The 19298-nt window shown below is 73.0% G+C and carries 18 protein-coding genes; 13 read left to right on the top strand and 5 right to left on the bottom strand.

Features of this window, described 5'->3' with window-relative positions; all coding sequences use genetic code 11:
- Positions 1–10: 10 nt before the first annotated feature.
- The 4 genes from ACIG36_RS06230 to ACIG36_RS06215 all read right to left on the bottom strand — a co-directional run bounded on the left by ACIG36_RS06230 (position 11) and on the right by ACIG36_RS06215 (position 4901).
- The gene (locus tag ACIG36_RS06230; protein WP_399922788.1) at positions 11–2284 is read right to left on the bottom strand and encodes an MMPL family transporter; all 2274 of its coding nucleotides are present in this window, start codon (positions 2282–2284) and stop codon (positions 11–13) included.
- Positions 2281–3504 (bottom strand): beta-ketoacyl-[acyl-carrier-protein] synthase family protein, encoded by a 1224-nt coding sequence (locus ACIG36_RS06225; RefSeq protein WP_399922786.1) that lies wholly within the window; start codon positions 3502–3504, stop codon positions 2281–2283. Before ACIG36_RS06225 ends, ACIG36_RS06230 begins: the two co-directional genes overlap by 4 nt.
- A complete protein-coding gene (locus tag ACIG36_RS06220) occupies positions 3501–3794 on the bottom strand; it encodes an acyl carrier protein (protein ID WP_399922783.1) in 294 nt (97 codons plus the stop codon). The genes ACIG36_RS06225 and ACIG36_RS06220 overlap by 4 nt, the downstream gene beginning before the upstream one ends.
- A 183-nt stretch (positions 3795–3977) precedes the next feature.
- Entirely contained in the window at positions 3978–4901 is a 924-nt protein-coding gene (locus ACIG36_RS06215) for an MBL fold metallo-hydrolase (RefSeq protein WP_399922780.1), read from the bottom strand.
- Between the two features lie 142 nt (positions 4902–5043).
- Here ACIG36_RS06215 and ACIG36_RS06210 point away from each other — a divergent pair, with 142 nt between their 5' ends.
- The 3 genes from ACIG36_RS06210 (at position 5044) to ACIG36_RS06200 (ending at position 7063) form a co-directional block, all read left to right on the top strand.
- Entirely contained in the window at positions 5044–5994 is a 951-nt protein-coding gene (locus tag ACIG36_RS06210; protein ID WP_399922777.1) for an AraC family transcriptional regulator, read from the top strand.
- Positions 5981–6715, top strand: coding sequence for a Mut7-C RNAse domain-containing protein (locus ACIG36_RS06205; protein ID WP_399922774.1), 735 nt, complete (start codon positions 5981–5983; stop codon positions 6713–6715). Before ACIG36_RS06210 ends, ACIG36_RS06205 begins: the two co-directional genes overlap by 14 nt.
- A 78-nt stretch (positions 6716–6793) precedes the next feature.
- Positions 6794–7063, top strand: coding sequence for a DUF1876 domain-containing protein (locus ACIG36_RS06200; RefSeq protein WP_399922772.1), 270 nt, complete (start codon positions 6794–6796; stop codon positions 7061–7063).
- Between the two features lie 113 nt (positions 7064–7176).
- Here ACIG36_RS06200 and ACIG36_RS06195 read toward each other — a convergent pair whose 3' ends face one another.
- Complete coding sequence (locus ACIG36_RS06195; protein ID WP_399922769.1) at positions 7177–7380, bottom strand: hypothetical protein; 204 nt, start codon at positions 7378–7380, stop codon at positions 7177–7179.
- Positions 7381–7504: 124 nt separating this feature from the next.
- Here ACIG36_RS06195 and ACIG36_RS06190 point away from each other — a divergent pair, with 124 nt between their 5' ends.
- The 10 genes from ACIG36_RS06190 (at position 7505) to ACIG36_RS06145 (ending at position 19234) form a co-directional block, all read left to right on the top strand.
- Positions 7505–7834: a hypothetical protein gene (locus tag ACIG36_RS06190; protein WP_399922766.1), complete on the top strand. Its 330-nt coding sequence runs from the start codon at positions 7505–7507 to the stop codon at positions 7832–7834.
- A gap of 36 nt (positions 7835–7870) precedes the next feature.
- A complete protein-coding gene (locus ACIG36_RS06185) occupies positions 7871–8599 on the top strand; it encodes a tyrosine-protein phosphatase (RefSeq protein WP_399922763.1) in 729 nt (242 codons plus the stop codon).
- Between the two features lie 28 nt (positions 8600–8627).
- Positions 8628–9026 (top strand): hypothetical protein, encoded by a 399-nt coding sequence (locus ACIG36_RS06180; RefSeq protein ID WP_399922761.1) that lies wholly within the window; start codon positions 8628–8630, stop codon positions 9024–9026.
- A 106-nt stretch (positions 9027–9132) separates the two neighbouring features.
- On the top strand, positions 9133–10830 hold the full coding sequence (locus ACIG36_RS06175; RefSeq protein WP_399922758.1) for a sensor histidine kinase: 1698 nt from the start codon (positions 9133–9135) through the stop codon (positions 10828–10830).
- A gap of 39 nt (positions 10831–10869) precedes the next feature.
- Positions 10870–11523, top strand: a complete 654-nt coding sequence (locus ACIG36_RS06170) for a response regulator (RefSeq protein WP_399922755.1) — start codon at positions 10870–10872, stop codon at positions 11521–11523.
- A 284-nt stretch (positions 11524–11807) separates the two neighbouring features.
- Positions 11808–13079, top strand: a complete 1272-nt coding sequence (locus tag ACIG36_RS06165; protein WP_399922752.1) for a phenylacetate--CoA ligase family protein — start codon at positions 11808–11810, stop codon at positions 13077–13079.
- Complete coding sequence (locus tag ACIG36_RS06160; RefSeq protein ID WP_399922749.1) at positions 13076–14425, top strand: MFS transporter; 1350 nt, start codon at positions 13076–13078, stop codon at positions 14423–14425. Before ACIG36_RS06165 ends, ACIG36_RS06160 begins: the two co-directional genes overlap by 4 nt.
- A complete protein-coding gene (locus tag ACIG36_RS06155; protein ID WP_399922746.1) occupies positions 14422–15564 on the top strand; it encodes a GNAT family N-acetyltransferase in 1143 nt (380 codons plus the stop codon). The genes ACIG36_RS06160 and ACIG36_RS06155 overlap by 4 nt, the downstream gene beginning before the upstream one ends.
- Positions 15561–16721: an acyl-protein synthase gene (locus ACIG36_RS06150; RefSeq protein WP_399922743.1), complete on the top strand. Its 1161-nt coding sequence runs from the start codon at positions 15561–15563 to the stop codon at positions 16719–16721. The genes ACIG36_RS06155 and ACIG36_RS06150 overlap by 4 nt, the downstream gene beginning before the upstream one ends.
- Positions 16718–19234, top strand: coding sequence for an aldehyde dehydrogenase family protein (locus tag ACIG36_RS06145; RefSeq protein WP_399922740.1), 2517 nt, complete (start codon positions 16718–16720; stop codon positions 19232–19234). The genes ACIG36_RS06150 and ACIG36_RS06145 overlap by 4 nt, the downstream gene beginning before the upstream one ends.
- The last annotated feature ends 64 nt before the right edge of the window (positions 19235–19298 follow it).

Below are 19298 nucleotides of genomic sequence, written 5' to 3'. Positions count from 1 at the left end.
GCCCGGCCGCTCAGTGGCCGCCCGTCAGCCCGAGCCGCCGGGCGACGCGGGCGTGCGCCCGCCCCAGCCACGCCGGAACCCACCAGTTCAGCCGCCCCGCGACGGTCAGATACGCCGGCACCAGGATGCCCCGCACCAGCACCGCGTCCACGAGCACGGCCGTCGCAAGGCCCGTTCCCAGCAGCTTGAGCGCGGTCACCCCCGAGGTGGCCAGCGCGCCCGTGACCACGGCCACGGCGAGCGCTCCGGTGGTCACCAGCCGTCCCGTGCGGGCCACACCCTCCACCACCGCCCGCCGGTTGTCGCCCGTCAGCAGGTGGTGCTCCCGCACCCGCGACAGCAGGAAGATCTCGTAGTCGATCGCCAGCCCGAACGCGATCGCGAACATCAGCAGCGGCATCGACATGTCCAGCGTCCCGGTGACCGTGAACCCGCCCAGGGCGTCGCGCAGGTGGCCGTCCTGGAAGACGAACACCATCGTCCCGAAGCTGGTGCCGAGGCTGAGCGCCCCGATGACCAGTGCCTTGACCGGCAGCAGCACACTGCCGGTGAGCAGGAACAGCATGGCCCACGTCGTCAGCGCGGCGATGGCCGCGGCGAGCGGCAGCCGGGCCCGGACGGCCGCCCGGGTGTCGGTCAGGGCCGCCGAGCGCCCGGCGACCAGTCGCTCGCCGCCGGGCGCGGGCAGCGCCCGCAACCGCTCCACCAGGTTCTGACCCGCCTTCGACTGCGCCTGCCGCGGGCCACTGAGCAGCAGTACGGCCCCCCGCTTCGCCCCCTTCGCGGCCGGCGCCCAGCGGACGACGCCCGCCGAGGGCAGGCCCGCCGCCGCGCGCTCGTACGCCCGGAGGGCCGCCGCGTCCCGGACGGGGTCGGCCTCCGGCAGGACGACCGTCACCGTCCGGTCGGCGGAGGAGGCGAAGCGCGCCCGGACCTCCTCCGACGTCCGGTGCGCCTCCGTGCGCGCGGGCAGGACGCGCTCGTCCGGCAGCCCGAAGCGGACATGGGCGAACGGCGAGGCCAGCAGCAGCAGCGCGAGCGCGCACCCGGTGCCGTAGTACAGCGGCCGCCGGGTCACGGCGCGGGCCACGGCCCGCCAGGTGGGGCTGTCCGGGCGCGGCGGCCCGGCCGCCCGGACCGGGCGCAGTGCGGCGAGCGGATCCCACCGGTCGACGCGGTGCCCGAGCAGCGTCAGGACGGGCGGCACGAGAAGGGTGGCCGTGGCCGCGGAGAACACCGCGACGGCCATGCCGGCGCAGGCCATCGACTGCAGGAACGGCAGCGGCAGCACCAGCAGCGCCGACATCGACAGCGCCACCGCGCACGCGGAGACCGCGACGGTGCGCCCCGCCTGCTGCGCGGTCCGGCGCACGGCGAGATCGACGCCGCGGCCGGCGCGCAGCTCCTCCCGGTAGCGGGTGACGAGGAAGAGCCCGTAGTCCACCGCGAGCCCGAAGCCCAGGGCGGTGGTGAGGTTCATGGCGAAGACGGACACCGGCATGGCGTAGGTGAGCAGCCGCAGCAGCGCCATCGTGCCGACGACGGACACCGCCCCGATCACCAGCGGCACCAGCGCCGCCACCAGCGAGCGCAGAGCGACGACGAGCAGGAGCAGGGTGACGGGCGCGGCGACCAGCTCGGCCCGCAGCAGGTCCCGTTGGCCTTCCCGCCGGGCCTCCACACTCACCCACGCGCCGCCGGTCGCGGAGACCTCCAGTACGCCGTGGTGCCCCGTCAGGCCGGGCACCAGTGATTCGGCGGTCCGGGCCGCGTCGCGGTCGGCGCCGGCGAGGTCGGCGGTGATCAGGGCGGCGGAGCCGTCCGCCGACCGCAGCGCCGGGTCGCCGTCGCGCCAGTACGCGCGCGTGCTCGCCACGCCCGGCGAGCGGGCGAGCCGGTCGGCCAGGGCGCGCCCCGCCGCCCGCGCACGGCCGGTGTCCACGCCGCCGGGGGCACGGGCGAGCAGGACCAGGTCGGGGTTCCCGGCGCCGAAGCGTTCGGCCAGCAGGGTGTTGGCGCGCGCCGACTCGGTTCCGGTGGCGGTGTAGCCGCCGTTGGCGAGCCGCTGGGCCGTGCCGGTGCCCGCCATCGCGAGCAGGGCGGTCAGGACGGTCGCGACCACGGGCACCAGCCACGGGCCGGCCCTCCGGAGGGCGCCGCGGAGGCGCGTCCCGGCGGTGCGCGCGGCCCCTTCCCCGGCTCCGTCCCCGGCCCCGGCGCCGGTTCCCGCGTCGGGGGAGGCCGGGGCCGGGGCCGCCGGGTCGAGGTCCTGGGGAGCGGTCACGCGGCCCGGAAGAAGAGGACGGCGTTCTGGCCGCCGAAGCCGAACGCGTTGCTGAGCGCTCCCTGCATGCGGTGGGCCCTGGGCGTCTTCGTCACCACGTCGATCTCCATCCCCTCGCCGAGGCGGTCGAGGTTGGCCGTGGGCGGGATGAGCTGCCGCTCGAGCGACATCACCGTGCACGCGGCGTCGACCGCGCCCGCCGCCCCCAGCGAGTGACCGATGACGCCCTTGACGGAGGTGACCGGCGGCGGCGTGCCGAACACCGTCGTCAGCATGTCGGCCTCCACGCTGTCGTTGAGCGGGGTGGAGGTGCCGTGCGCGTTGACGTGGTGCACTTCGCAGACGTCGGCGCGGGCGTCCGCCAGCGCGGCGAGCACGGCGCGCTGCGCGCCGGAGCCGTCGGGGTCCGGACGGGTGGCGTGGTAGCCGTCGCTGGAGGCGCCGTAGCCGGAGAGGAAGCCCCGGACGCGGGCGCCGCGGGCCCGCGCGTAACGGGGCCGCTCGAGGACGAGCATGGCCGAGCCCTCGCTCAGCACGAACCCGTCCCGGTCGGCGTCGAACGGCCGGGACGCGCCCGCGGGGTCGTGGCGGCGCAGCGAGAGCGCCTGCATCCGGTAGAAGGCGGCCGAACCCATCGGGACGCGCGCGGAGTCGGTGCCTCCGGCGATGGCGATGTCGCACGCTCCCGCTCGCAGCAGGTCACGGGCGGTGCCGATCGCGGTGGCCCCCGAGGCGCAGGCGCTGGAGGTGGTCAGGCACGGGCCCAGCGCCTGCAGGTCCGTGGACACCTCTCCGGCGACCATGTTGGGCAGGGAGCGCAGCAGGGCCGTGGGCGAGATGGCCTCCACCCGGCCCTCGTCCAGGTTCCGGTACTCCTGCGGCCAGCGGTCGCCGCCGTTGCTGGCGCTGCCGATGACGATCGCGACGCGGGGGCCGTCCCAGGCGCCGGTGTCCAGCCCGGCGTCGGCGACCGCCTCGCGGGCGGCGACCATCGCCAGATGGATGAACCGGTCGTTGCGCCAGGTGATCCGGCGGCCCAGCAGCTCGTTGCCGTCGAAGCCGGGCACCCGGCAGGAGAAGTCCACCGGGAGCCCGGCCAGGTCCTCGTCGAAGGCGCCGAGGCCGACCCCGGCGCACAGACCGTCCCAGGTCGCCTCCCGGCCGATGCCCGCCGGCGTCACCATGCCGATCCCGGTGACGGCGATCTCCCGTTCGTTCACCGCGCGGGCCCCGTCGGTGCCGCCGTGCCGGTCTCCCCGCGCGGCTGGGCGCCGATGGCCCCCATCGCCATCAGCTGTTCGATGTGGGCGGCGACCTCACCGAGGGTGGCGCCCTGGGGGTCCTCGTCGAGGGTCACCTTGAGGCGGTCCTCCAGCACGGTGACCATCTCGACCTTGGCGAGGGAGTCGATGGCCAGCTCTTCGAATGTCGCGTCCGGGGTCAGCTGCTCCTCGGGAACACCGAAGTATTCGGTGAGGAGACGGGCCATCAGGTCGTACACGGGTTCCATCGATCGTTCTCCTCGATCGGGGCGGACACCGGACGCTCGGCGGCGAGCCAGGCATCTCGCTCATCTAATGTCATATTTTCGGTTTTTTCCTTCGCTGCAGCCTCCTCTGCCGTCCGGTCGGGCACGGGGAGACACGCTCGCCACCGGCGGGCGCGTCACCCGTACTGCCGAGGCCGCGACGTTTCAGTGGGTCCTGCTGAAGGGCGCCCAGCCCGCTATGGCGAATGTGCCGCCCTCCCGGCGCACTTCGGCGGCGCCGTGCCCCGGCAGATGCGCCGGGAAGACCAGGGCCCCGGTGTCCGCGGCCTGCTCCAGGACCCGGCGGCGGGAGCGGGTGGCCGCCTCCTGGTCCTCGCTCAGGCAGGTGTCGCAGTCGGGTTCGGCGATCTGCAGCGGGCTGTGCACCAGGTCACCGATGAACAGGGCACGATCCGACCCCGACTCCAGCCGCAGGACCGACGACCCGGGCGTGTGCCCGGGAGCGGGCTCCAGGCTCAGCTGCCCGTCGATGCGGTACCCGTCCTCCCACAGCACCGCCTGACCGGCCCGGTGCACGGGGGCGACACTGTCCTCGAACATGATCCCGCTCGCCTGGTCGACGCCGATGCCGCCGAGCGCGCCGCGCCCGGCACGGCCGGCGGCTGGGTTCCAGTAGTCGAAGTCGGCCCGGGGGATCAGATAGGTGGCACGCGGGAACGTCGGCACCCACTCGCCGTCCACCAGGCGGGTGTTCCAGCCGACGTGGTCCGCGTGCACATGGGTGTTCACCACGACGTCCACGTCCTCGGGCCGGACCCCGGCGGCGCGCAGCCGGTCGAGGAAATCCGTCCGCAGTCCGGACCAGGCGGGCATGTGGGGCCTGTCCTTGTCGTTGCCCAGCCCGGTGTCGACGAGGATCGTCCGGCCCTCGCTGCGCAGCACCCAGGTCTGGGCGTTGGCGATGAAGTCGTCCGTCCGCGGATTCCAGAAGTCCGGGGCCAGCCAGGACTCGTGTTCCCGCCACATCCGGGGCGTGGCGGTGGGGAAGATGTCGGCGACAGGGGCGACGGGCGCGTGCATTTCCACGACGCGGGTGATGTCGACCCCGCCCAAAGTGATCGTCTGCATGTCGTCGACGCTAGGCGGGGGCGGCGAGACGACCAATGCGTGTGCGTGCCCGGACTATGCGTCGTCGTCTCAACGGGAGTCGGGGAAGGGAGCGCGGGTGGCCGGTGACGGGCAAGGCTTCGGGAGTCCGCATACTCGGCGCATGGACGTGCTCAGTGACACCATGGCCGCCCTGCGCACCGGCAGGCCGTACTCGGCGCTGGCCGAACGGCAGGGGCAGTGGCGGACGGACATCGCGCCCTTCGCCGGGGCCGGCTTCCACATCGTGCTGCGGGGAACCTGCCGGCTGATCCCGTCCCCGGGCGGCGGCGAACCCGTCGTGCTCACGGCGGGGGACGCGGTGTTCCTGCCGCACGGCACGGCACACGCCCTCACCGACGACTGCGGCGCGCCCGCCGTGCTGCTCTGCGGTGCCTACCGTCTGGAGAAGGCCCGTGCCCACCCGCTGCTGGGGGACTTCCCCGAGGTGATCCTGCTGCCCGCGCGGCCCGGCCGGCACGCGGCGCTGACGTCCGTCATCACCCTGCTCGGCGACGAGCTCGGCACGCACGGCCGGCCCGGTACGGACGCGACGCTTCCCGCGCTGCTGGAACTGCTGATCGTCCACCTGCTGCGCGCGTGGTACGAGGAGCGGACGGCCGGGCGGGCCGGCGCGGCCGTCACCGGCTGGTGCGCGGCGCTGGCCGACCCGGCCGTGGGTGCCGCGCTGCGCGCCCTGCACCACGACCCCGCGAAGCCGTGGACGGTGGCCGGGCTCGCCACGCTGGCGGGGCTGTCGCGGGCCACGTTCGCGCGGCGGTTCGCCGGCCTGGTGGGCAGGCCCCCCTTGGCCTATCTGACCTGGTGGCGGCTGACCCTGGCCGCACGGCTGCTCAGGGAGTCCGACGCGCCGCTGGCGGCGGTCGCCCAGCGCATCGGCTACACCTCGCAGTTCGCGTTCGCGCATGCGTTCAAGCGTGAGTACGGCCTCTCCGCGGGCCGGTACCGCCGGGAACGCCGCGACGATCACGAACACATGAACGATCCGGGCTGGGAAATCCCCGGGCGTCCGGACCCCGCACAGTGGCATGCTGTGGGGCGTGAACGGACCTGAGATCGCCCTGACCCTCGCCCCTGAGCTGCGGCTTTTCGTCGCGGCCGAGCGCCGCCGGCCCGGCACGCCGGTGACCACCGACGGTGTCTCCACCCTCGGACATGTGGTCGAGTCCCTCGGCGTCCCGCTCACCGAGGCCGGCCGGCTGCTCGTCGACGGGCGCGAGGTACTGACGTCCCACATCCCGGCGGCCGGCGAGTCCGTCGAGGTCGAGGCGGTCGCCCGCCCCCAGGAGGTGCCGGGGGCGCCCCTGCGCTTCCTGCTCGATGTGCACCTGGGAACACTCGCGCGGCGGCTGCGGCTGCTGGGGGTCGACGCCCAGTACGAGAGCGAGGACATCGGCGACCCGGCACTGGCCGCCCTCTCGGCGGCCCAGCAGCGGGTGCTGCTCTCCCGCGACCGCGGGCTGCTGCGCCGCAGGGAGATCTGGGCGGGGGCCTACATCTACAGCGACCGCCCCGACGAGCAGCTGCGCGACGTCCTCGGCCGCTTCGCGCCGCCGCTGGCACCGTGGACCCGCTGCACCGCCTGCAACGGCCCCCTCCAGGACGCCGACAAGGAAGCCGTCCGCGAGCACCTGGAGCACGGCACGCAGCGCACCTACGACGTCTTCGCCCAGTGCCTGACCTGCGGCCGCGTCTACTGGCGCGGGGCGCACCACGCGAAGCTCCAGACGATCGTCGAGAACGCGGTACGCGAATTCGGGGCCACGGCGGCGTAGCCCCCGGCCCGGCGGGGCTCAGGTGTCGCATTCCGGCGACCGGGTGCACGCTGGATACGTACCGCAGGAGGTGGAGCCATGCAGACGATCGTTGGATGGCACGTCGAGGTCGAATTCGAGGAAGTCGAGAAGCGCACACGCGCGGCCGTCCTGCTCAGACTCCCGGACGGCACCGAACTCAGGGCCAAGGGCCACGCCACCCGCCACCCCGACGACCCCGAACAGCAACGGGTCGGCGAGGAGGTCGCCGCGGCACGCGCCCTGAACGAACTCTCCCGGGACCTCCTGGCGAAGGCCGGTCACGACATCGAAGAGGTCACCCACGTGGAGGCCCACCCGTCCATGTGAACGCGCCTCCGCCGCCGACGTGACCGCATGAGCGCCGGCGCAACCCGCACCGCACCGCGGGGGAGCGCGGTGCGGGGGTTAGGCGTGCCTCGGTGCGTTTGCGGGGCGCCGCCTCAGCTGACCCGGCTGCTTTTCCTGGGTCGCGCCAGGCGCGCGGCAATCCCGACGCCGGGCACCGCGCCCGCGAGCCCGCCGGTGACCGCGGCGGGGAAACCGTTCGGAAAGGCCCCGGCGGCCCCGAACTCGAAAGGCGCCCCGAGCGCGTCGCCCACGACGGATCCGATGACCGCGCCGATGGCACGTTCTTCGCTGCTCACTTGGGCAGCTTAGCCTCGCTCACGAGTGCCATTAATTCGGATGAAGCCGAGAGCGGAGGTCATGTACAAGTTGGGGGCAACACCCCGCGGGATCCCACCGACTGCCGAGCTGTGAGGAATCAACATGGCATTGCCCAAGAAGGGCTCACGGCGCATTGTTGTCGATGGCGTCCCCTACCGCTGGCGAGTCCGGGGAAGGCCGACCTACGATCAGGGAATGGGCTGGTCTCCCCTGACGTACGCTGTCGAAAAGGCGGAGTCGCCGGGCACGATGCTCGTCGTCAGAACAAGCCAGACGCATCCCAGCAACTGGCTGGATCGTCAGACCACTTCCGTGCTGCCCTCCCACGTCGCAACCGCCATTCAAAACGCCCGTACTCAGGGCTGGATCCCTGAAGCGCCGGGATCGCCCTACATCCTGGACCAGTCGCAGGGCTTCGTCCCGACCCCCTGAGGGCAGGGCTGGCGCGAGCGGACGTAAGGTGGCCGCGTGAGGAGACACATCGCGTTCGATCGTCTGCACAACTTCCGTGACCTGGGCGGCTATCAGGCCGCCGATGGCCGTACGGTGCGCTGGGGCCGGCTCTTCCGCTCCGACTCGCTGGGCAAGCTGGAGGGCCAGGACTGGGACCGCTTCCTCGCCCTGGGCATCCGCACCGTGATCGACCTCCGGTACCCCTGGGAGATCGAACGCAGCGGACGCGTCCCGCATCACCAGGAACTGGCGTACCACAACCTGAGCATCGAGCACCGGCCGTACGACCAGGCGGGCCTGGGCCCGGAGGTCGAGCCCGCGCGCTTCCTCGCCGACAGGTACGGCGAGGTCGCCCACGACGGCGTGAAGGAGATCCGCGGCGCGCTGGAGATCATCGCCACCGACACCGCCCCACTCGTGTTCCACTGCCACTCGGGCAAGGACCGCACTGGCCTGCTGGCCATGCTGGTCCTCGCCCTGATCGGCGTGCACGAGGACGACATCGTCGCCGATTTCGCCCTCACCGAGCTGGCCACGGAACGCCTGGTCGCCGACTGGCACTCCAACTACCCGGCCTTGACCCTCACCTGGCCCGCCTACGGACGAGCCCCTGCCGAGATCATGCGGCTCTTCCTGTCCGACCTGACAACCCGGTACGGATCGGTGCACGGCTACGCCGCCGAACAGCTCGGCGTCGACGACGACCTGGTGGCGGCACTGCGTGCCCAGCTGCTGCATCCGTGATGCGACGCAGCGTGAGAGGAGAAGGCCAGTGGCGTACTGGGCCCCGCTCGCCGAGGGTGCTTCCTCGGCTTCCTGGTCGGTGAGAGCGGCCACCGGACGGCGGCTGGCCGGTGCTGCGGATGTTCCCGAGGCGGCCGTGGTCCTGCATCGGCTGTTGCTGGACGAGGACACCGCGGTCACCCAGGAAACAGCGGAAGCCCTGCTGGAGCGACGCGACGTGTGCGGTGTGAGATTGGCCCTGACCGCCCTCACCGTCGCGGACGACGACACCGCGGATCAGCTCTACGACGCGATCGACACCGTCTGCTATCGATCCGAGGACGACCGCGCACAGCTCATGGCACTGTGCTCGGAGCTCGCGTCGGATGCGGACAGCGCGGTCGGCGAGCAGGCGGCCGGTGTCCTGAGGAGATGGCGGTCCACGTAGCCACGCGTACGCAAGGTGATCGGTGAGCGGGCGAACAACTTTCGTAGGGCCGCGCCGCGACCTTCGGTGAATGTGCCGGGCGGGCGGGGCTGTCTATGGTTCCGGTGTGATTGCGACATCGTGGGGCCGTGAGCTGTGGCGACGGCTGGCCGCGCCGGAGGAGTGGTCCCGGCGGCGGCTGGTCGGGGAGAGCGCGTTCGCCGTCGTGCTCGGGCTGCTCGCGGCGTGGGCGGAGAGCGGGTTCGGCTGGCCGCGGATGGTGGCGGTCGGGCTGGGTGTCGGGGTGCTCTCGATGGCGCGGCGGGCGCTTCCGGCGACCGTGCTGATCGCGGCCGGGGTCCTGGCCGGGGTCAGCGAGGGCGGCGCGGCGCTGCTGCTGGCGGCGGCCGGGTGGTCCGCCGGCCGCAGGATCGACGGAGTGCTGCGAGCGCTGCTGGCCTTCAGCCTCTCCTTCGTGTCCTTCGTGGCGCTCTCCTTCTTCCTCGCCCGCCAGTCGGCCCTGCTGGTCCTGGTCTTCAACGTCCTGTTCTTCCTGGTGGCCGCCGTCGTCCCGGGCCTGGCCAACCGCTACTGGACCCAGCGCCGCACCCTGTTGCGCACCCTGCAGCTGCGCAACATCCAGCTGCTGCGCGAGCGCGAGATGGTCGCCGGGCAGGCGCGGATGCGCGAGCGGCAGCGCATCGCGCAGGACATGCACGACAGTCTGGGGCACCAGCTGGCCCTGATCGCCGTGCAGACCGGCGCCCTGGAGGTGGACCGGGAGCTGACCGGGCGCCAGCGGGAGGCGGTCGGCGTGCTGCGCGAGGCCTCGGTGGCGGCCATGCAGGAGCTGCGCGAGGTCGTCGGCATCCTCAAGGACGGCACGCCCGAGGAGGAGCAGCCGGTCTCCAGGGTGATGGCCGGCATCGAGGAGCTGGTCGACGCGGCGGTGGCGGCCGGCCTGCGGGTGAGCCTCGAGCGGTCCGGCGACGTCCGCCCCCTCGCCCCCGCCGCCGACCACACCGGATACCGCATCGTGCAGGAGGGGCTCACCAACGCGGCCAAACACGCCCCGGGCGCGCCCATCGCCGTCAACCTGCGCTACGAGCCGGACTCGCTGCTGGTCGAGGTCGCGAACGGGCCGGTACCCGAGACCTCGCGCCCGGCGCCGCCCAGGGACGCGGTCAGCGGCGGCCAGGGCCTGACAGGGCTGCGCGAGCGGGCCCGGCTCGTCGGCGGCATGATCTTCACCGGGCCCGCCCAGGGCGGCGGCTTCCGGCTCGCCGGGATGCTGCCGTACGACTCGGCCGAGGCGCGGGAGGCCCGTAGGACGTCGACCTTCGTCGATGCGGCCGACGACTTTCGCGAGCAGACGCAGCAGGGCACTCCGGGCGACGGTGGACCGGTCATCGACCGGCTGGATCCTCGCGAGGAGTTCAAGGACATCATGGGCACGAAGAAGCGAAACGGCTGTCTCATCGGCTGCGGGGTCGGCCTGCTGATCCTGGTGGTGCTGGCCGTGGCGGCCGTCTTCGGCATAGGGATGATCGTCGACGAGACGGACAAAGCCGTGATCGACCCCAGCGTCTACGAGTCGGTGCACACCGGCGACCCCGAACGGCAGGTGCGCGAGAAGCTGCCCTCGGGCGAGTCCTTCCTCACCGCCGACATCAAGGACAAGCTGCCCGCCGACCCGGCCGGTACCAGCTGCCTCTCCCTGCTGTCCAGCGACACCTCGCGAGGGCTGACGACCGACATCGTTTACCGCTTCTGCTTCAAGGACGGGAAACTGTCCGAGAAGCGCGAGTTCCACGTCAAGAACTAGCGCACGCCGCATCGCGACCACACAGCAGGAGTGCACCAGGTGATCCGCGTCCTCATCGCCGACGACGAGCCGCTCATCCGGGCGGGCATCAGGATGATCCTCACCTCGGCCGAGGACATCGAGGTGGTGGCCGAGGCGGCGAACGGACGCGAGGCGGTCGAGCTGGCGCGGCGGCACCGGGTGGACGTGGCGCTGCTCGACATCAGGATGCCGGTCATGGACGGCCTCACGGCACTGGGCGAGCTCGCCCGCTCGGTGCCCGGCGTCCGTGCGCTGATCCTGACCACCTTCGGCGAGCGCGACAACGTCCTGCGGGCCCTGCGCCAGGGCGGGGCCGGGTTCCTGCTGAAGGACTCGGCGCCCGGGGAGCTGATCGGGGCGGTACGGGCGGCCGCGGCGGGCGACGCGTATCTCTCGCCCGCGGCCACCCGCCATGTGGTCGACTCCCTGGCCGGCGGCGCCGCCGCGAGCCGCGCCGAGGAGGCCCGGCAGCGGGTGGACGTCCTCGGCGAGCGCGAGCGCGAGGTGCTGGGCCTGCTCGGCGAGGGGCTGTCCAACGCCGACGCCGGCCGACGGCTCCATATGAGCGAGGCCACAGTGAAGACGTACGTCAGTCGGATCCTCGCCAAGCTGGAGTGCGAGAACCGCGTCCAGGCGGCACTCCTGGCGCGTGACGCGGGCCTGGGAGCCTGAACCCCGCCCCCACCCCGCACCGAAGAAACAAAGGTTTTTGGCCACGTTCACCTGACAGATGTTCAGGGAAGCGGGGATTTTGCGATATCTTTTTCGGCGTTCCCTCGTGAACGAGCGTCGGACGCGACGCCGGAGCGACGTCGGGAGTGCGGAGTGCGCCGCACACATCCCGCGGAACGACCAGAACCAGCACGGGCACGTGGCGAGTGAACCCCCTCCCTCGCCACGCATTGCCGTGCCGCAAAGTCCTCAGCCCTGTCCCGTATCACCTAGGCAAAGGCCGCATGTCCGTTCATCCGCTATCGGACCTCATACGTTATGCCCGCCACAACTCCCCCTTCTACTCGGAGCTCTACGCCGATCTACCGCCCGGCGCCGACCGCCTCGACGACCTCCCCGTCGTCGACCAGAGCGCTTTCTGGCAGGCGAACACGCTCCACGACAACCGGGTCCTGACCGCCCCGCTCGGCGAGGCCGTCGTCTACAAGACCGGCGGCACCACCGGCGCGCCGAAGTTCTCCTGCTACACCCGCGAGGAATGGCGGGAGTTCGTTACTGCCTTCGGCCAGGGCCTGGTCGAGGCCGGGCTGCGCCCCGGCCACCGGGTGGCCGACCTCTTCTACGCCGGGGAGCTCTACGCCAGCTTCCTGTTCATTCTCGACTCCCTCGCCCACGCCCCCGTCGACAACGTCCGGCTGCCGATCGGCGGCGCGGCCCCGCTGGAGACCACGGTCCCCACGCTCGAGGACTTCGCCGCCCAGGTGGTCGCCGGCACCCCGACGACCCTGTGCCGCCTCGCCGAGCACCTGATCGCGACCGGGCGTCAGCTGCCGCACGTGGAACTGCTGTTCTTCGGCGGCGAAGCACTCTTCGACGACCAGCGACGGCTCCTGGCCGCCGCCTTCCCCAACGCCGAGCCGCGCTCCCTGGGCTACGCCAGCGTCGACGCCGGCCTCCTCGGCTGCCCCGTACCCGGCCCCGACCCCCGCCTGCACCGCGCGTTCTCCCCGCACACCGTCGTAGAGATCGTCGACGAGACGACCGGCGAGACCATCCGCGAGGCCGACCGCCCCGGACGCGTCGTGGTCACCCAGCTCTTCCGCAAGCTGATGCCCGTCATCCGCTACCCCGCAGGCGACCGCGCCGAGTGGAGCGACTACGCCGCCGGCCACTTCCGCATCCTCGGCCGCGCCGAGGAAGGCGTGCGCGTGGGCCCCGTCTCGCTGTACTCGCAGGACGCGCTGGCCGCCGTCGCCGCCGCCGACACCGACGGCCGCGTCATGGGCACCCAGCTCGTCGTACGCCGCTGGGACGGCCGCGACGGCCTCGTGCTGCGCCTGGCCACGGCGCCCGGCGACGACGAGCCCGCCGGCCTCGAGGTGCTCGCCAAGGCCGTCGTCACCGAGCTCAACGCCGCCCGGCCGCTGTACCCCGACAGCGTCGACGCCGGTTACGTCCACCCCCTGACCGTCGAGTGGGCGCGCCACAGCGACCTCGTCGTCAACTCCCGCTCCGGCAAGCTCGTCCGCGTCATCGACGAGAGGCCCACGTCATGACCGCCTCCCTCCCGGCGGCCGGCGAAGGCCGCCGGCTGCCGCTCGTGCTGCGCAACCGGGCGTTCGGGACCGTATGGCTGGGCCAGGTACTGACCCAGGCCGCGGTACGGATGTTCCAGGTCGGGGTCTCCTGGTGGCTGGTGGCCTACGCCGTCGCGAGCGGACGCGGCCTCGCCTCGGGCCTGTTCATGGCCGTCAGCACCCTGCCCGCCGTGGCGCTGGCGCCCGTCGTGGCACGCGCCGTCACCCGCTTCGCGCACCGTTCCGTGCTGCGTGCCGCCGCCGGCGGCGCGGGCGCCGCGGCCACGGCCCTGGCCGGCTGGGCGTACGCCTCCGACCTGCCGCTCGCGGCTGCGTACGCCGCGACGCTGGCGCTCGCCACCTGCCAGGCGTTCTTCGACCCCTGCCTGACCACCTCCGTGCCCGAACTCGTCGACGACGAGGACATCGAGGCCGCCACAGGCTTCGAGCTGTCCACCCAGTCGCTGGCGAGCCTCGGCGGAGCGCTGCTCGGCGCACTGATCGTCGACCGGGCGGGCGTCGCGGGGCTCGCCGTGGGCTGCGCCGCCGCCTATGTGACGGCCGCCGTGCTCATCGCCACCGTCCGCTTCCGGACGCCCGGCGTCGACGCGACCACCGCGGCGGACACCGGCGCCACAGCGGACACCGGCGCGGCCGAGATCCAATCCGCGGCCCCCGCCGAGCGGCGGACGCTGCGCCGGATCCTGGCCGACCTGCCCTACGTGCGGCGGATCCTGCTCTGCTTCACCGCCGCCAACCTCTTCACCACCGCCGTCTTCGTCGTCATCCCGCTCTACACCAAGTCGGTGCTCGGCCAGGGCGGTTCGACCGTCGCCCTGCTGGAGGCGTCGCTGGGCGTCGGCACGCTGATCGGCTCGTTCACCGGTGCCCGCGTGCCCGGCCGTCCCACCGTGCTCGGTGCCTGCCTCCTGGGCGTCATGGCGGCCGCGTTCGCCGTGCCCGGGTTCGTGGCCGCGCGCCCGGCGATCTCGGGCTGCCTGGTGGCGGCCGGCTGGTGCGTGGGCGTGATCGGGGTCCGCTTCGTGGCGCTGTTCCAGCGGCTGGTGCCCGCCGCCGACAAGCCCGGCTTCTTCGCCGTGATGCAGGCCGTGCTGGGCGCCACGTTCCCGCTGGCCTCGCTGCTCTTCGGCGTGCTGGGCGACCACCTGTCCGCGCAGACCCTCTGCCTGATCCAGGCCGCCGGCCTGGTGCCCGCCGCCTGCGCGCTGGCCCTGCTGCGCGACCGCACGCCCCAGGACGACACCACCGAGGCCCCCGCCTCCGCCCCCGCCCCCGAGCCCGTGACCGCCGGAGGAGCGCGATGACCCCCGTGATCGAGGCGGCCACCCCCGCCGACATCGCCGACCTGCGCCAGCTGTACTACGCCGTCTACGGCCCGCACTACCCCGTGGCCCTCGGCACCGACCCCGCCGAGATGTCCCGCCTCATCGCGGACCCGCACTCGCTGTGGCTCGTCGCCCGGTGCCCGCGCACCGGCGGCCTGGGCGGATCGGCGGCCATCCACAGCGAGGCGGGCAGCCGCACCGGCCGCCTCGAAGGGCTGGCCGTCCACCCCGACCACCGGGCCGCCGGCCTGGCCGGGGCGCTGACCGAGGAACTGTGCGCGCGGATGCTCGGCGACGGCCGCCTGGACTCGGTGTACGCCACCGTCCGCACCGTCAGCGCCGGCCCGCAGCGCGTCGTGGCCCGCAACGGCTTCCGGCCGCTGGGCATCCTGCCCAACGCCGTGGATCTCAACAGCCGCGAAAGCCTCGCACTCTACGCGCGTCACTCGGCGGGTGTCCTGGACCGCCGCATCCCCGTCCCCGAAGTGCCCACCCCGCTCGCCCCGCTGCTGCGCACCGTCGAACGGAACCTCGGCATCAGCTACGCGCGGACGGCCGTCACCGCCCCGGCTCCCGTGCCGCCGAGCACGCCGGCGGCACGGCTGGAGATGATCGAGGCGCCCGGCTTCGTCCGCCGCCGCTTCCACGACCGCTTCCCCGACGCCGAGCACTGGTTCTACCCGCTGCACACCCCCAACACCCTGCTGGTGCCGGACGACGACCGCTTCGAGGTGTACGCCTACCTCAACCGCACCGGACGCTACTGCGCCCTGGTCGCCGCCCACCCCGCCCCCGCCGTCGCCGCCGACTGCCTGGAGGCGATCACCCGGACCCTCACCCGGGCCGGCGCCGGCTACGTCGAGGCGCTGCTGCCGCTGACCGAGCACACCATGCTCTCCGCCTTCCTCGCCCAGGGCTTCATCCCCAGCGCCCTCTACCCGGCGATGCGCCCGCAGACCGACGGCGACGGCTTCCACGACTACGTCGTGATGTCCCGCACCGCCGAACAGATCGACTTCCGCGGCGTGGTCGTCGACGAAACGCTCCAGCCCTACCTGGACGCCTACGCGTCCGCCTGGGCGTCGACCTACCTGCCCACACTCGAGGTTGCCTCATGACCCCCGTCAACCCCCATCTCGCCCCGGTCGGCGTGCCCGACGCGGCCCTGCTGCCCCACGTGCAGCGGCTGTGCGACCTGAGCGACCCCTACGCCTGCGGCCCCGCCGAGGAGGAGCTGTTCGCCGCCGCCATGGCGGAGATCAACTCCTGGCACGCGGACCGCTCGCCGTTCTTCCGCGGCCTGCACAGTGACGAGCGCGCCCGGACGACGCCCTACGACGCGCCGCTGGTGCACGCCAACTTCTTCAAGCGCCACGAAGTGCTGTCCATCCCCCGCGACGACGTCCACCTGCACCTGACCTCCTCCGGCACCACCGGCCAGAAGTCGCAGATGTTCTTCGACGAGTGGACGATCCGCTCCGCCCAGCGCATGGTCGCCCGCATCTTCGAGCGCAACGGCTGGATCACCCCCGACCAGGAGGTCAACTACCTCCTCTACAGCTACGAACCCGCCCGCGACCTCAAGCTGGGCACCGCCTTCACCGACAACTACCTGTGCGACTTCGCTCCCGCCCGCCAGGTGGAGTACGCGCTGCGCAACACCGGCAGCGGCCACGAGTTCGACCCCTTCGGCTGCGTCGCCGCGCTGCGCCGCTTCGCCGAGGAGGACGCCCCGGTACGCATCCTGGGCTTCCCCGCGTTCCTGTGGTTCACCCTGGAGCGGATGAGCGCGATGGGCCTGCCGCCCCTGCGGCTGCCCGAGGGCTCGCTCGTCGTCCTCGGCGGCGGCTGGAAGGGCCACGCCGACCGGCAGATCGGCAAGCACGAGCTCTACGACCGCGTCACCGAACAGCTCGGCATCCCCTCCGAGCGGATCCGTGACACCTTCGGCTCCGTCGAGCACTGCATCCCCTACATCGAGTGCTCGCACCACAACCTCCACGCCCCCGTCTGGTCCCGCGTGTTCATCCGCTCCACCCGCACCCTGGAGCCACTGCCCTACGGCGAGCGCGGCTACCTGCACCTGGTCTCGCCGTACATCACCTCCGTACCGGCGCAGAGCGTCGTCATGGGCGACCTCGCCTCCCTGCACCCCGGCGAGGAGTGCGGCTGCGAACTGGATACCGACTGGTTCACCGTCCACGGCCGTGCCGGAGTGAGCCGCAACAAGAGCTGCGCGGTGGCCGCCGCCGAACTGATGAAGGGCATGTCGTGACGAACGGGACCACGCACCGGCACCACTACTGGCAGGGCGCCTTCATCGACGACGAGGAGGCCGGCCGACGACTGACCGGCCTGCCCGCTGCCGTCGAGGCGGCACTGGCGAGCCCCCTGGAGACCGAGACCCTCCTGGTCGCCTGCGACAAGCTGGCGGCCGCACTGCGCGACCCCGCGCACCCCACCCACCAGCGCCTCGCCGCGCACCTGCCGGAGGGCGAGGACGCCACCGTCCTCGCCGAACTCGGCACGTTCCTCAGCCGCCCCGAACTGACCCGCAAGCTCCGCCGCGAGCTCGGCGGCACCACCCCGCAGCGGCTGAACCGCCCCGACGCCAAGGAGACCGTCTACGAGGCCTGGGCACCGGTCGGCCTCGTCGCCCACATCGCCCCCGGAAACGCCGCCACCGTCGCCCCCCTCAGCCTCGTCGAGGGCCTGCTCGCCGGCAACGTCAACGTCCTCAAGACCAGCAGCGCCGACACCCTCCTCGCCCAGCACCTGCTCGCCGAACTGGCCGCGCTGGACGAGAGCGGAGCCATCGCCGAGCGCGTGATCGTGCTGCGCTTCTCCTCCTCCCGGCAGGAGTGGCTGCGCCTGATGTGCGCACCTGCCGACGCCGTCGCCGTCTGGGGCGGCGAGGCCGCCGTCGAGGGCGTCGCCGCCCACGTACCGGCCGGCTGCCGCCTGGTCGAATGGGGCCACAAGATCTCCTTCGCCTACCTCGCGCCCGACGCCTGGCGGGACGAGCGGGTCCTCGCCGCCCTGGCGGCCGACGTCTGCCTGCACGAGCAGCAGGCCTGTTCCAGCCCGCAGGTGGTCTACCTCGACACCGAGGACGAGCAGGAGGTCTTCGCCTTCGCCGAACGGCTCGCGACCGCGCTGGCCGCCATGCCCCCGGCCGAGCCGTCCGGTGACGCGCCCGACCCGGCCGAGGAGGCCGAGCTCACCACCACCGAGCTCATCGCCCGCCTCGAGGAACACCTGGGCCTGACCCGCGTCATCACCGCGCCCGACGGCTCCTGGCGCGTCATGGCCGACACCCGGCCCGCGCTCACCGCCTCCCCGCTGCACCGCAGCGTGTGGGTCAAGCCGCTGCCCCGCAAGCGCATGATCGCCACCCTGCGCCCCATGCGCCGCTACCTGCAGACCGCGGGCGTGGCCGGCGGCCGCACCGACATCGCCGAACTCTCCCGCCTGGCCCTGGCGGCGGGCGCCACCCGCGTCACGCCCGTCGGCTCCATGCTGGCCAGCTACCCGGGCGAGCCGCACGACGGCGTCTACGCCCTGCAGCGCTACAGCCGCCGCGTCGCCGTCCAGGCCGACGAGCGCTTCACCACCACCGCCTGCCTCGACGACCTCGCGCACCCCGTCGCCTTCCCGCCGCCGAGCGGCCCGCTGCGGGACAAGGCCGCCGTCCAGGAACTCAACCGCGACGTCGACCGGCGCGACGCCGAGCTGTACTTCCGCAGCGGCGGCAGCACCGGCGCGCCCGCCCTGTCCCTGTTCACCTACGACGACTACGACACCCAGATGCACGCCGCCGCCCGCGGCCTGATCGCCGCCGGCTACGACCCGGCGCGCGACCGCACCGCCAACCTCTTCTACTGCGGCGGCATGTACGGCGGCTTCATCAGCTTCTTCTCCATCCTGGAGCGGCTGGGCGGCGTCCAGATGCCGATCTCGGCGAGCACCGACCACCGGGCCACCGCCGAGGCGATCGTCGCGTACGAGGTGGACACCCTCTTCGGCATGCCCTCCTACCTGTGGCAGCTCCTGCACGAGCAGGCGGACCTGCTGCGCTCCTACGGCGGCATCCGCAAGATCTTCTACGGCGGCGAGCACTTCACCGCCGAACAGCGCCGCACCCTCGCCGAGACCTTCGGCATCGAGACCGTCCGCTCCATCACCTACGGCAGCACCGACCTGGGCCCGCTCGGCTACCAGTGCACCGAGAGCACCGGCGGCGTCCACCACCTGCACGCCGACCTGCACAGCCTGGAGATCCTCGACCCCGAGGACGACCGCCCGGTGCCGCCCGGCGAGACCGGCCGCCTGGTCTTCACCACCCACGCCCGGCGCGGCCAGGACCTCGGCCGCTACGTCATCGGCGACCTCGGCCGCGCCCTGCCCGGCCGCTGCCCCTGCGGCAGCCACGCCCCGCGCTTCGAACTGCTCGGCAGGCTCGGCGACGTGATGCGGGTGGCGACGTACTTCCTCAACTACCGCCGCTTCACCGCCATCGCGCAGGAGAGCCTGGGCCACAGCGGCGAGCTCCAGGTCGTCCTGGGCAACGCCGGCCCGCGGGAGGCACTGACCGTCCGCATGGAGGGCACGGCCGGGGCGGCACCGGCGAACGCCCGCGAGGCCTTCCTGGCCGGCTACCCCGAACTGCGCTCGGCCGTCGACGAGCGCCTGCTCGACCTCACCGTCGAAACGGTGCCCGGCGCGGACCTCGCCCGCACCCCGGCCACCGGCAAGCTGCGGACCGTCGTGGACACGCGGCACGGCTGAGCCGGAGCGGCACACCTGAGACGGATGTGCACAGCGGGGGCGGGGCACCGCCCCACCCCCGCTG

The organism is Streptomyces sp. NPDC053048 (assembly GCF_044547045.1).
Classification (GTDB): Bacteria; Actinomycetota; Actinomycetes; order Streptomycetales; family Streptomycetaceae; genus Streptomyces.
The sequence above is the reverse complement of the archived record's forward strand: the minus strand, read 5'-3'. Positions and strand labels throughout refer to the sequence as shown.

Excerpts from the sequence above, each read along its gene's own strand:
- ACIG36_RS06165 (WP_399922752.1), top strand. The coding sequence starts at position 11,808 with ATGTCCGTTCATCCGCTATCGGACCTCATACGTTATGCCCGCCACAAC.
- ACIG36_RS06210 (WP_399922777.1), top strand. The coding sequence starts at position 5,044 with ATGGACGTGCTCAGTGACACCATGGCCGCCCTGCGCACCGGCAGGCCG.
- ACIG36_RS06190 (WP_399922766.1), top strand. The coding sequence starts at position 7,505 with ATGGCATTGCCCAAGAAGGGCTCACGGCGCATTGTTGTCGATGGCGTC.
- ACIG36_RS06155 (WP_399922746.1), top strand. The coding sequence starts at position 14,422 with ATGACCCCCGTGATCGAGGCGGCCACCCCCGCCGACATCGCCGACCTG.
- ACIG36_RS06160 (WP_399922749.1), top strand. The coding sequence starts at position 13,076 with ATGACCGCCTCCCTCCCGGCGGCCGGCGAAGGCCGCCGGCTGCCGCTC.
- ACIG36_RS06220 (WP_399922783.1), bottom strand. The coding sequence starts at position 3,794 with ATGGAACCCGTGTACGACCTGATGGCCCGTCTCCTCACCGAATACTTC.
- ACIG36_RS06215 (WP_399922780.1), bottom strand. The coding sequence starts at position 4,901 with ATGCAGACGATCACTTTGGGCGGGGTCGACATCACCCGCGTCGTGGAA.
- ACIG36_RS06200 (WP_399922772.1), top strand. The coding sequence starts at position 6,794 with ATGCAGACGATCGTTGGATGGCACGTCGAGGTCGAATTCGAGGAAGTC.
- ACIG36_RS06150 (WP_399922743.1), top strand. The coding sequence starts at position 15,561 with ATGACCCCCGTCAACCCCCATCTCGCCCCGGTCGGCGTGCCCGACGCG.